This window comes from Bacillus mobilis, assembly GCF_001884045.1.
Classification (GTDB): domain Bacteria; phylum Bacillota; class Bacilli; order Bacillales; family Bacillaceae_G; genus Bacillus_A; species Bacillus_A mobilis.
In genome coordinates, this window is the sequence record NZ_MACF01000093.1 from 42,640 (window position 1) to 55,106 (window position 12,467).

The 12,467-nt window shown below is 35.0% G+C and carries 15 protein-coding genes; 8 read left to right on the forward strand and 7 right to left on the reverse strand.

All coding sequences use genetic code 11. The annotated features are described in order from the left end of the window. The first annotated feature begins 343 nt into the window (after window positions 1-343). A complete protein-coding gene (locus BAQ44_RS16490) occupies window positions 344-541 on the forward strand; it encodes a hypothetical protein (protein ID WP_000827732.1) in 198 nt (65 codons plus the stop codon). Window positions 542-688: 147 nt separating this feature from the next. Here the strand turns inward: BAQ44_RS16490 and BAQ44_RS16495 are convergent, their stop codons facing one another. Then, window positions 689-1,270 carry a DUF6434 domain-containing protein gene (locus BAQ44_RS16495; protein WP_071722438.1) on the reverse strand — a complete coding sequence of 194 codons (582 nt, stop codon included), beginning with the start codon at window positions 1,268-1,270 and terminating at the stop codon, window positions 689-691. Window positions 1,271-1,374: 104 nt separating this feature from the next. On the opposite strand from BAQ44_RS16495, the gene BAQ44_RS16500 reads away from it, so the two are divergent. Beyond that, the gene (locus BAQ44_RS16500) at window positions 1,375-1,818 is read left to right on the forward strand and encodes an NUDIX hydrolase (RefSeq protein WP_063262462.1); all 444 of its coding nucleotides are present in this window, start codon (window positions 1,375-1,377) and stop codon (window positions 1,816-1,818) included. 44 nt (window positions 1,819-1,862) lie between these two features. On the opposite strand, the gene BAQ44_RS16505 is transcribed toward BAQ44_RS16500, so the two are convergent. Further along, entirely contained in the window at window positions 1,863-3,065 is a 1,203-nt protein-coding gene (locus BAQ44_RS16505) for an alanyl-tRNA editing protein (protein ID WP_148662575.1), read from the reverse strand. Between the two features lie 137 nt (window positions 3,066-3,202). Between BAQ44_RS16505 and BAQ44_RS16510 the strand changes: the two genes are divergently transcribed. Together BAQ44_RS16510 and BAQ44_RS16515 are read left to right on the forward strand one after the other, a co-directional pair. Then, window positions 3,203-3,610, forward strand: coding sequence for a hypothetical protein (locus tag BAQ44_RS16510; RefSeq protein ID WP_061678575.1), 408 nt, complete (start codon window positions 3,203-3,205; stop codon window positions 3,608-3,610). Between the two features lie 68 nt (window positions 3,611-3,678). After that, window positions 3,679-4,917, forward strand: coding sequence for an MDR family MFS transporter (locus BAQ44_RS16515; protein WP_063262464.1), 1,239 nt, complete (start codon window positions 3,679-3,681; stop codon window positions 4,915-4,917). A 92-nt stretch (window positions 4,918-5,009) separates the two neighbouring features. On the opposite strand, the gene BAQ44_RS16520 is transcribed toward BAQ44_RS16515, so the two are convergent. Both BAQ44_RS16520 and BAQ44_RS16525 read right to left on the reverse strand, forming a co-directional pair. After that, window positions 5,010-5,396, reverse strand: coding sequence for an Hsp20/alpha crystallin family protein (locus BAQ44_RS16520; protein ID WP_000516737.1), 387 nt, complete (start codon window positions 5,394-5,396; stop codon window positions 5,010-5,012). A 124-nt stretch (window positions 5,397-5,520) separates the two neighbouring features. Then, entirely contained in the window at window positions 5,521-5,643 is a 123-nt protein-coding gene (locus BAQ44_RS16525) for a small acid-soluble spore protein P (RefSeq protein WP_000517650.1), read from the reverse strand. Between the two features lie 121 nt (window positions 5,644-5,764). Between BAQ44_RS16525 and BAQ44_RS16530 the strand changes: the two genes are divergently transcribed. Both BAQ44_RS16530 and pdaB read left to right on the forward strand, forming a co-directional pair. Further along, window positions 5,765-6,028 (forward strand): hypothetical protein, encoded by a 264-nt coding sequence (locus tag BAQ44_RS16530; RefSeq protein WP_001146295.1) that lies wholly within the window; start codon window positions 5,765-5,767, stop codon window positions 6,026-6,028. 46 nt (window positions 6,029-6,074) lie between these two features. Then, window positions 6,075-6,800, forward strand: a complete 726-nt coding sequence (gene pdaB / locus BAQ44_RS16535) for a polysaccharide deacetylase family sporulation protein PdaB (protein ID WP_098374097.1) — start codon at window positions 6,075-6,077, stop codon at window positions 6,798-6,800. 41 nt (window positions 6,801-6,841) lie between these two features. Here pdaB and sspO read toward each other — a convergent pair whose 3' ends face one another. Continuing rightward, window positions 6,842-6,991, reverse strand: a complete 150-nt coding sequence (sspO, locus tag BAQ44_RS16540; protein WP_063262465.1) for a small acid-soluble spore protein SspO — start codon at window positions 6,989-6,991, stop codon at window positions 6,842-6,844. Between the two features lie 291 nt (window positions 6,992-7,282). On the opposite strand from sspO, the gene acnA reads away from it, so the two are divergent. Together acnA and BAQ44_RS16550 are read left to right on the forward strand one after the other, a co-directional pair. After that, entirely contained in the window at window positions 7,283-10,006 is a 2,724-nt protein-coding gene (gene acnA / locus BAQ44_RS16545; RefSeq protein WP_071722442.1) for an aconitate hydratase AcnA, read from the forward strand. Between the two features lie 117 nt (window positions 10,007-10,123). Further along, window positions 10,124-11,782, forward strand: coding sequence for an ABC transporter ATP-binding protein (locus BAQ44_RS16550; RefSeq protein WP_071722444.1), 1,659 nt, complete (start codon window positions 10,124-10,126; stop codon window positions 11,780-11,782). A 22-nt stretch (window positions 11,783-11,804) separates the two neighbouring features. On the opposite strand, the gene BAQ44_RS16555 is transcribed toward BAQ44_RS16550, so the two are convergent. Beyond that, the gene (locus BAQ44_RS16555) at window positions 11,805-12,137 is read right to left on the reverse strand and encodes a YmzC family protein (protein ID WP_080467759.1); all 333 of its coding nucleotides are present in this window, start codon (window positions 12,135-12,137) and stop codon (window positions 11,805-11,807) included. 5 nt (window positions 12,138-12,142) lie between these two features. Next, window positions 12,143-12,367, reverse strand: coding sequence for a hypothetical protein (locus BAQ44_RS16560; protein WP_063262468.1), 225 nt, complete (start codon window positions 12,365-12,367; stop codon window positions 12,143-12,145). Window positions 12,368-12,467: the final 100 nt, after the last annotated feature.

The window sequence follows — 12,467 nt, forward strand, 5'->3', positions numbered from 1 at the left end:
ATAAAGCTTCCATTCAAGTACATTACTTTCGTCAAATATCTAGTTAGGGGAGTAAATCTTTCCTATATTTCAAAAAAAGTAAAATATCAAGTTTAAAACGATTAATAATTCGCTAAAATTTTAATGGGATTTTACTAATTGTTATTAACATAAATGAACATGTATATTTTAAGTATAGAAATTCAAACAGTAAGGAGGTGGTTATTCTGATGCAAGAGAAAAAACAATCTACAAAATGGATGAAAAAGACAATATTTAAGCCAATTCAAATGAGATGAACAAAAAATAAATGGCACTGAAGATACAATGCAGCATACTTAATAAATAAGAAAGAGGGATACATATGAAAAGAAACGAAACGGGAACTAAGAGAAAAATAGTAAGATATACAGGTGGAATTGCTATACTTTTATTATTGATATCCTTTATATATCAATGGAAAAATGGTTTAGAGGTTGATACTACTGAAAACTTCAGTCTGGCATTAATTGTTGCCATTTTCCTTTCTAGTTTTATTCCTGAAAGAAAAAGAGATAGTTAAATAATTGCCTATTTATGCAAATGTAAATTCAAAATAAGAGATAAATGCTTAATGTCGGTGATTATATAATTGAATAACAACTAATCCCTATTCAATATTCAATTATCTTTTAAAGTATTTTAGGTTTAGGTTTGGATAGTGGTGCTACTAGTTTTCTACTTTTTGAGGAATATAAGCATTGCTACCAGGTTTTGCTTTTATTTCATTCCAAGCAGCAATTGCATCAGCTTTTGATTTTCCTTTATTATTTGGATCTTCGAAAAAGTCGCGAGTGAAACGATTGTATTCAAACTGCGCGCTAATAGTTGTTTTATAACTAGGATCTTTTTTTCGTTCGTTTTCTTCATACCAAAACGTTATTGCGTCTTCATATGTTTTTCCAACATTCTCTTTAAAAAATTTTTGAAGAGCTACCGTAAAGCGAAAGTTTGCTCCAATTTTGTCTTTGAAAAAAGCACGAACATCTTCGCTACAGCGGTGATTTTTAGTAATAATCGTTTGAAGGGAAAGGTCCTTATAAGAGAGGGAAGCTTTACTCACTTTTTGATCAGAGCTGTTTTTTAATATTTTACCAGTATGTAAATAATGTGAGATACGCTCTGTTATTTCAAGCTTAGAGCCACTTGCTGGCAAACCATGCTCACGACAAAATGTTTGGAGTTCTGCTTTTAACCAATAATAGTTTTGGAAATCTTCAAGTGATATAGATTTTGTTAAAGTTGGACGCATGAATGTAACAACTTCTTTCTTCCATAATTTTCTTTAATTATAAAACGTACGTTCTTTGTGTGGAAGGATTAATTTGTAAATATAACAGGAAGAGGAGATTACATATGGAAAATGTAATGCAAGTTCGTGTTACGGGAATTTTAATTGAAGATGAAAAGGTATTGCTAGTAAAGCAAAAAGTTGCTAATCGCGATTGGTCTTTACCTGGAGGAAGGATAGAGAATGGTGAAATGTTAGAAGAAGCGATGGTTCGAGAAATGAGAGAAGAAACAGGATTAGAAGTTAAAATTAAGAAGCTACTCTATGTTTGTGATAAACCAGATGCTAGTCCATCTTTATTACATATTACGTTTCTGCTTGAAAAGATTGAAGGTGAAATTACGCTACCTTCTAACGAGTTCGATCATAATCCGATTCATGATGTGCAAATGGTACCGATTAACGAATTAAGTCATTATGGTTTTTCGGAAACTTTTATAAAACTGGTAAATGAAGGGTTTGCAAATGCAGGGAGTTATCAAGGATTGAAACAAAATATAGGCCTGTAAGTATAGATGAAGGATAGCGATTAGCTATCCTTCGCAAAAATATTTCACACCGCTGACTGTAAAGAAGAAACAAGTTGATTTAAAAATTCTTCTCCGGTCATAACCGCTTTTCCGCCGCCGCGCGCACTCTTTTTATTTCCGCCACCTTTTCCTTCAATAGCAGGAAGAGCGTCTTTTAAAAGTGAGTTCATATCAAGTGTGACTGTTTTTCCGCAAGCGAGGATGCATTGTAGTTTGTCATCATTTTCGATAACGAAATATGTAAGGGTATGCTCTTGTTGTTCTGTAATAATAGCAGAAAGCTTTGCGATTTCTTGCATAGAACGATTTGTAAATACTTTAGAAATAAGTATGCCAGCATGTATTTCTAAAGGCTGTTGCAGTAGTTCGTTTGCTTCTGCATATAATAATTTTTCATTCATTGTTTGTATTGTTTTTTCGTTTTCTTTTTGAGAAGTGAGAAGTTGTGCTACTTTTGCTGGAATATCATTCTCGCTACTGTTTAATTGTTTAGAAACATCTTTTATAATTTGTTGCTGTTGCCCCATTAATTTAAGTGTGCGCCAGCCAGCGATAAACGTTAATCTTATGCCACCTTTATTACGCTCCCATCCTAATACTTGAATAGGACCTACTTCTCCTGTATATTTCGGATGTGTTCCGCCACAGCCGTTGTAGTCGAAGTTTTCAATTATAACAACACGTATATTTTCTGTTAAAGTCGGTTCTTTACGAAGGGGCAATGTTTTCGCTTCTTCTAAGTTCATCCACTGGATGCGGATTGGATGGTTTTCAAAAACAATTTTGTTTGCAATTTGTACTGCTTTTTCAACTGTTTCTGCATGCAGATTTTCTGTTTCTAAATCAATTGTTACCGTTTCTTTCCCAAGATGGAATCCAATTGTAGGTATGTTAAAATGGTCCCAAAAAGCAGCGGATAAAATGTGCTGAGCTGCATGTTGCTGCATATGATCAAAACGGCGTTCCCAATTGATTTTACCTTCAACTTCTTCTGTATGTAATTGTTCTGTAATGAAGTGGCGGATTTCTTCATGGACTTCTTCAACATCGTTTACTGCAATGCTATTTAAAGTTCCAGTATCATGGGGCTGCCCGCCACCTGTCGGATAAAATGCTGTTTCGTTTAAAACAACGTATAAGTTACCGTCTTTATCATAATCTTGCTTTATAATTTTAGTAGTAAAGTCTTTCTTATAAGCGTCAGTGTAATATAATTTTTGCTTCAATTTTTTTTCCCCTTTCGTGTTCAATAGTTTCATTGTAAAGCAATTGAAATTAGTTTCCTAATATTTCAGAAGAAAGAAACTATTTTTAGAATTTTCTTGCTATAATAAGAAAAAGAAAATGCGGGGGTGGAATGAATATGTTATATGAAAACGGCGTAGATAAACTACTTAGTTTAAGCAAAAATATTTCTGAATTGTATCGAGAATTAAATGAAATGACCCGGATTTTAACGGACTGTAATCGAGAAAGTGTGAAGTTCGATCGGTTATACGTAAAAGAGGTACTGTGGAAGAAAGAAGATGTAATAGAGAAATATGACCAGCTACTTGTGCAACTTTGTATAAATGAATGCTTTGATCTAAAAAGTGTCATTACAGGGGAATATAAGTATACATATGAAGAAGTAGAAAGTATCGTTTTACAATTTAATGAGAAATACAATGTCGTAATTTTAATTAAAGATGTTTGTAAAGAATTACAGTTTACATACGGCATAGATATGGATATAACGAGAACAACTCGAGTATCAACAGCTCAAGTATAAAAAGGGAAAAGAAAGCAGAACCTTTGCTTTCTTTTTTTATGTAAGAACAGGGAGAGTAGGTTTTTTAGATGAAGGGGAAGTTGCAAAATATTCATCCGTTAGGAATGACAATTATAATAGGGACTTTATTTGCGAGGTTTGCCACGTCAATGAGCATTCCTTTTTTAGCAATTTATTTAACGACTGTGAAAGGCGTATCAGCTGGAATGACGGGTGCTATTATCGGAACGAGTGCACTTGTTGGAGTATTTGCTAGTTTTATCGGAGGGAATTTATCGGATCGGATCGGCCGAAATATGATTATAATATGGTCCATGATCGTTTGGGTGTTTGTATTCATAGGTTTTTCACTTGCAGATCATGTTTTAAGTTTCTTTTTATTAAATGCTTTGAATGGATTATGTAGGTCCTTTTTTGAACCGACGTCAAGAGCATTATTATCAGATTTAACGAAACCAGAGTATCGTTTACTCGTATATAATTTGCGTTACGGTGCAATCAATGTTGGAGTAGCAATTGGCCCACTTGTCGGATTACAAATTGGAAGCGCAAAATCAACAATTCCGTTTTTAGTAGCAGCTGGAGTATACATTCTATATACAGCTATTTTAGCGTTCCAATTTAAGAAGTATCCAATTGAAAAAAAGAAAGTAAATACAGAAAAACCTGTCACAATGTTAAATGCAATTCGCATTTTGCGAAAGGATGTCGTATTTTTAGTTGCATTAGTCGGTATTATTTTGAGTAATTGTGGTTTTTCTCACTTAACGACAACAGTATCTCAATATTTTGCAAATGCACATATATTTCAGGATGGAGTGAAATTATTTTCATATATGTTAGCTTTAAATGCGATTGTTGTAGTCGTAATTCAATACCCTGTTATTCAAATGTGTAAAAAGTATACACCGCTAGTATCCATTATGGTTGGAACTTTATTTGTGAGCGGAGGATTGTTTGGATTTGGAATAGTAGAATCTATACTAGGTGCTGCTACTTGCACAATTATTTTTACCATTGGAGAAGTTCTCATGTTTTCAATGACGGATGTATTTATAGATGGTATAGCTGTTTCACATTTAAAAGGCACATATTTTGGAGCAATGGGATTTTCAGGAATTGGAGCAGTAATTGGTCCATGGCTTGGGGGAGTACTTCTCGATTACTACGGGTACCAAAATGGATTTATTGTCTTTTCAGCGCTAGCTATATTTTCAACTGTAGCATTTCCTGTACTTTTAGTTACAAAAGGTTTATTGAAAAAAAGAGATGATAGAAATTGTAATTTAGAATTACATGCGAAATAAAATAAGCCCCAGCAGACGGCTGGGGCTTATTTTTGTATTCATCCCGCTATTTGCGGCAGTAAAACTCCCGTTGATTAAAGTTTTACTTTATTTTACTTCTCAATTTGAAAAAGAACTTTTTCTTCATGTTTATTAGCAACTTCATTTTTGGAAATATGAATAGCTAAATATCCATTCTCTAAGCAGGCTAGCATCTTCTTATAAATGATAGTAGCGGGTAAAGGAATGATCCGCTGTAAAGAACTATTATTATGAAGTATGCAAATATTTAGGCCTGTCTCCATCTTTTTAATAACTACATTTTGTTCGGATACATTTGGTACATCTGTTTCCAAAATGTATTCTTGTTCAGTTTCACAAAGGTCAATATGAATTTGATTTGGGAAACTAAAGTTACTACAAGAATCAGAACAAAATTGATCCATCCATTCTTCGAAACCATCAACATGAAAAAGACAATCCTTCTTTTTCTTGCCCATGTAAGACACCCTCCGTAAAATCTCAATTCATACTATGTTATGCATGAATGAAGTAGGGGTGAAGAATAAATGGAAAAATATAAACATTGTATGTGACAAAGGTAGCTAGTGTGAGCCTTTTGTTTTACATATCATGATGTGCATGATTCTTTTGACGTGAATGGTTACGGTTTTTTACTTTATGAGATCCGCTTAATGGTTCAGGTTGTCCCTTTTTTTCTTTTGCTTCACGATTGTTTTTGCCCATTGTATGTGACACCTCCTCTTTCTCTTTAGAATGAGAGAAGTTTGCAAATTTATACGAGAATGTTTTTAGAAAAAAAGGTAAAGATAAATGGGACTAACTATTATGGAAAGGGGATTATATAGTGCCATATCATAAAGATAAACAACAAGCTTTTCAAGCAGCGCAGCAAGGAGTTACACAAGCAGAAAACGCATTTAATAACATTGTGAAAAATGATCCAAACTACGGTCATGATTTAAAAGAGTTACGCCAAGAGGTTCAGGAAGCGTATGAACAAATTCAAAATGCATTAGAAGTAGCTTCGGAAACACAACGCCCACAACTTGAGCAATACGAAAATAATCTCCAAAACATTATGCGAAATGTAGATCAATTAGAAAAGTAAATGAGATTGTTGTGTATTCGACAACCTTATTACTTTGACGAACGTTATGCTAAAACAGAAGATTTTTCTATTCGTTTTTTGTTTATTATGCGCAGTACATATATTTCAAGTTGAAAAAGTGGAAGCGAAAATGTTGCTCAGAAAAGAGCTAGAACCAACGGGCTATGTAACGTGGGAAGTACCTAATAATGAAAAGATTATTGCCATTACATTTGATGATGGACCAGATCCAACTTATACACCACAAGTTTTACATTTATTACGTCAATATAAAGCAGAAGCGACATTTTTTATGATTGGATTTCGAGTGCAGCGTAATCCATATTTAGTGAAAGAAGTGTTAAAAGAGGGACATGAAATTGGAAACCATACGATGAATCATTTGTATGCGAGTAATTCATCAGACGAAAAATTAGAAAATGATATTTTAGATGGGAAGAAATATTTTAAAAAATGGGTGAAAGAACCTTTGCTATTCCGTCCGCCTGGCGGATATATTAACGATGCTGTATTTAAAACCGCGAAAGAAGCGGGTTATCAAACGGTTCTATGGTCGTGGCATCAAGACCCGCGTGATTGGGCAAATCCAGGGGTTGAATCCATTGTAAATCATGTAGTGAAAAATGCTAAAAGTGGAGATATTGTATTGTTACATGATGGAGGAAATGATCGTAGTCAAACAGTAGCAGCGTTAGCAAAAATTTTACCTGAGTTGAAAAAACAAGGCTATCGATTTGTAACGGTTTCAGAATTACTACGTTATAAACATTAGAAAAAATCCCAAAAGGAAAATGGACCTTTTGGGATTTTTCGTTACTGGTTCTTTTTACGTTTCTTATTATTTTGTCGCTCTGCTGGAGTTAAAGGCTCGTTTGCAAATTCTTCATTGAAACCAGCACCTTGTCCTTGTGCAGATGCCGCATTCATTCCTGAAATAGTATGATTTGCTTTTCTTTTACCCATTTTATTTCACCTCTATAACATTTTTTGTGTGTTGAATGATAAGCAGTTCATAGTATGTATGAACTGTAAGCAAAGCGCTAATAGAGCACTTTACTTTATGGTAATAGTATTCATAAGGAGCATGAACATTATTCAAATTTAGAAACATAAAGAAAACTTATGATAATCTATAAGTTTCTTATTATTTACTTATTTAGAAAGTTGTAATAAGATATTATCGTAAGGTATTGAAAAGTTTGTCTACATTTTATATTCAGACAACTTAGTCACGTTTAACAGGGGGGAAACATAATGGTCAAACATAATCCATTTCAATCACGTGCAACTTTTGAATTAGATGGAAAAACGTATCATTATTATGATTTGAAAGCGCTTGAAAACGCAGGGGTTGGCAACGTATCTCAATTACCATATTCCGTGAAAGTTTTACTTGAATCAGTACTTCGTCAAGTAGACGGACGTGTAATTACAGAAGAGCATGTTACAAATTTAGCGAAATGGGGAACGAAAGATGTGCAAGATATCGATGTTCCATTTAAACCATCTCGTGTAATTTTACAAGATTTCACTGGTGTACCAGCTGTTGTAGATTTGGCTTCGCTTCGTAAAGCAATGGCAGACATGGGTGGGGATCCTGATAAAATTAATCCAGAAATTACTGTAGACCTTGTAATTGACCACTCTGTACAGGTTGATAGAGCGGGTACGGCAGACGCGCTTGCATTCAACATGGACTTAGAGTTTAAACGTAATGAAGAACGTTATAAATTTTTAAGCTGGGCACAAAAATCATTTGATAACTACCGTGCAGTTCCACCAGCTACAGGTATTGTACATCAAGTAAACCTTGAATATTTAGCGCCAGTTGTTCATGCTGTGAAAAATGCTGAAGGTGACTTAGTTGCATACCCAGATTCATTAGTTGGAACAGACTCACATACAACAATGATTAACGGTATCGGCGTTCTTGGATGGGGCGTTGGTGGTATTGAAGCAGAAGCAGGAATGCTTGGACAGCCTTCATACTTCCCAGTACCTGAAGTAATCGGTGTGAAATTAACTGGTACACTTCCAAGTGGTACTACAGCAACAGACGTTGCATTAAAAGTAACACAAGTATTACGTCAAAAAGGTGTAGTTGGTAAATTCGTTGAGTTCTTCGGTAATGGACTAAAGAGCATGCCTTTAGCTGACCGTGCAACAATTTCAAACATGGCACCAGAATATGGCGCAACTTGTGGATTCTTCCCAATCGACGATATTTCATTAGAATACTTACGTTTAACAGGTAGAGATGAAGAGCAAATTCGCGTTGTGGAAGAATACTGTAAAGCGAACGGCTTATTCTATACAGCGGACAGAAAAGATCCAATTTACACTGATCTTGTTGAAATTGATTTAAATACAATTGAATCTAACCTTTCTGGACCGAAACGCCCACAAGATTTAATTCCACTTTCAGATATGAAAGATGCGTTCCACAAAGCTGTTGTAGCACCAGTTGGAACACAAGGACTTGGATTTAATGAGCAAGAGTTCGATAAAGAAGTGAAGGTTACATTAGAAGATAAAGAAGTAACGATGAAAACAGGTGCAATTGCAATCGCTGCAATTACAAGCTGTACAAATACATCAAACCCATACGTATTAATTGGGGCAGGTCTAGTTGCGAAGAAAGCAATTGAAAAAGGACTTGTAGTACCTGAGTACGTAAAAACATCATTAGCACCAGGATCTAAAGTTGTTACTGAGTACTTAGATAAATCAGGTTTAACAACATATTTAGATCAATTAGGTTTCCAAACAGTTGGTTACGGCTGTACGACTTGTATCGGTAACTCTGGTCCATTAGCAGAGGAATTAGAAGAAGCAATCGCAGCAAACGATTTATTAGTAACATCTGTTTTATCTGGTAACCGTAACTTTGAAGGTCGTATTCACCCGCTTGTAAAAGCAAACTACTTAGCATCACCACCACTTGTTGTGGCATATGCACTTGCAGGTACTGTTGATATTGACCTGAAAAATGATGAAATCGGTAAAGATGCAAATGGCAATGCTGTATACTTCAACGATATTTGGCCATCAGCTAAAGAAATTGAAGATGTAGTTCAAAGTGTTGTTACATCTGAACTGTTCAAAAAAGAATATGCACAAGTATTTAACAGCAATGAGCGTTGGAACGAAATCCAAACTTCAAATGAAGCTCTATATACTTGGGATAATGATTCAACTTATATTCAAAACCCACCATTCTTTGAAGGTTTATCAAAAGAGCCAGGTGAAGTTGAAACGTTATCAGGCTTACGCATAGTTGGTAAATTTGGTGATTCTGTAACGACAGACCACATTTCACCAGCAGGTTCAATCGGTAAGCACACGCCAGCTGGACGTTACTTATTAGAAAACGGCGTACAACCAGTTGACTTCAACTCTTACGGTTCTCGTCGTGGTAACCATGAAGTTATGATGCGTGGTACATTCGCGAACATCCGTATTAAAAACCAAATCGCACCAGGAACAGAAGGCGGATATACAACACATTGGCCAACTGGTGAAGTAACATCTATCTATGATGCTGCTATGAAATATAAAGAAGAGGGCACAGGCCTTCTAGTTGTTGCTGGTAAAGATTACGGTATGGGAAGTTCTCGTGACTGGGCTGCGAAAGGTACAAACTTATTAGGTATTAAAGCAGTAATCGCAGAAAGCTTCGAACGTATTCACCGCAGTAACTTAGTGTTAATGGGTGTGTTACCACTTCAATTTAAAGATGGCGAAAGCGCTGAAACATTAGGTCTTGTTGGTAACGAGTCATTTGAAATTCAAATTGACAAAACAGTTAGACCACGCGATCTTGTAAAAGTAGTTGCAACTGATGCAGATGGCAACGAAAAACAATTTGAAGTAGTAGCTCGTTTCGATAGTGAAGTTGAAATTGACTACTACCGTCACGGTGGTATCTTACAAATGGTTCTTCGTGAGAAAATTGAAGAATCTAAAGTGTCGAACTAAATAATTGAAATGAACGATAAGGAAGCTAACAACTGTTAGCTTCCTTATTTTATGAAAAGGGATGAAACCATTTGGTTTCATCCCTTTCTTTTTACTTAAAAAAATGGAGGAAAGGTCATGAAAAAATATAAAAGAATATTGTTACCGTTACAGAAAGAAAAAATGTTAGTAATAGCAGCTGTATGCAGTGGCTCCTTCGCAGCTATTTTAAACTTATCTAGACCGATTTTAATGGGATTAATTATAGATAACCTTATTCAACGGGAGTTAAAGGAGGCGTACCTTTACATTATTTTATTTGCAGCTAGCCGATTGTTGATGTGGATCAACAATCTGTCATTTGATTATATAAGCTCCAAAGCAAGTCAACGAATATTGCGAAAGAAGCGTATAGATGTATTACGCCATTTTTTCTCATTATCGTTTGAAGAGAGTGAGAAAATTAAACAAGGAGAGTTAGAGACGTTAGTTGTGTCTGATATTCCGAATTGGATTAGGTTATATGGTTCTATATTAATAGAATATATACACGCCATTGCGCAATTTATAGGTGCGTTCATAGCACTACAACATATAGATATCATGTTCATATTATGGGTAACTCCGTTTTTATTTTTAAGTGCAACGGTTCCGATGTTGATGGGGGAAAAGGTAAGAAATATTGCAAGCATTGCTCAAAGCGATCAATCAAGTGTTGTAGAGATGGTTTCACAGTTTGTAAAAGGAGCACAAGATTTACGTAGTTTGCAAAAAGAAAAGTGGGCCATGTGCGTATTTAAAGGAGTAACGGCACAATCTTATAAAACAGAAGTAAAGAAGACGATGATGCAACATTGTATTGGAGTAGTTGGAACAATGATTGAAACAGGAGCATATATCGTTGTTCTCATTATAGGTGCGCAGAAAATAATGAAGGGGGAAATGGAAGTTGGCTCACTTGTTGCGGTATTAGCTACAATTGAAATGCTCTTTTTTCCAGTTCGTTACGTTGGCGATTTATTAATGATGACACAAGTTGCAGTCGCTTCGGCAAATAGAGTTTTTTCATTTTTAGATAAAAAAGTGGCAGATAGTAAGGTAGAAAGAGCGATGGGGATGACGGTAACAAATGTTTCATTTCAGGAGAATGATGAAGAGAAATGCAGAATTCATAATATTGATTTGCAAATTTACCCTGGTGAACTCGTTATTATTGTGGGGGAAAGTGGTGCAGGAAAAACAACGCTTTTAAAATTAATGACAGGTTTGTATAAACCATCTAGCGGTAGCATTGTTTATCATGGTAATGAGGCTCGTATGACGACAGTGTGGCAAGAACCTCGTTTCTTTCGGACGACAGTAAAAGAGAATATGTATTTCGGAGAAGAGTATTTAGAAGATCGATTAGAAAAAAATATTGAACTTGTAAATGTGAAACCAATTATTAGAGATTTATCTGGGGGGATTGAAACTGTATTACATAAAAGTGGTGAAGAGTTTTCGGGAGGAGAAAGAAAACGTCTTGCATTATTGCGAGCAATGGGTTCAAATCCGAATCTTATTATTTTAGATGAACCGACTGCTGGATTAGATCCGGATAATCAAGAAGTAGTTTGGAATATGCTTAAAGGGCTAGGAAGAAATGTAACGAGAGTTGTGACAACACATGATGTTGAGAGGGCGATGATAGCGGATCGAGTTGTTGTCATGAATAATGGAAGTGTTGTGGAATGTGGGGATCCTAAAGAATTACTAACATATAAGTCATTTTTCAAAAAGATGTTAATAAAAAGATAAGAGCGACATAGTGCTCTTATCTTTATTCACTCGTATTAAGTTGATACGTATAAGACTCAGTATCGTTAGTACTAAACTCTTTCACCAGAGTAAGTTGGTTTGTATCTGGATTATATTTGAAAATTTTGACCGTATGTTCGCTACTTAGAGAGGGGTTATATTCTTGAATAGCGAATGTATTTTCAGCAATCTGTGTCATATTACTGGTCGAAACATTTTCTGTAGAATCATGATTTGTAGAAATTTCAACGACTTTTTTACTATTGAAAAATAAAAGAACAATTACTAAAACAACTAAACATATCCGTATATAACGAAGTTCTTTACTTATAGGATGTTCTCCCAAAATAATCATCCTTTCTATAACTTCTGTATAGTAGTGGTAGTCATAGTCGTCGTGAAGAAACTAAGAAAACCAAGGCCGGCTAATAGGATAAATGAGATTAAAGCGATATAGAGGCAAATACGTCCCACTTGCCTTTTTTCAGGATCTTTACTGAAGAGCGAGATGATCCAAGTAATAATGCCGATTGGGGAAAATATAAAACTAAGAATATATAATAGTATTTTTTCAAATAAGTTCATAAAAACATCCTCCTTTTTGAAATTTCTATATGTGGAGTTTTCTTCTTATTAATGCTGCCGTTATGTAGGAAAGTACAGAATAAACAGCACTAAAAATGAT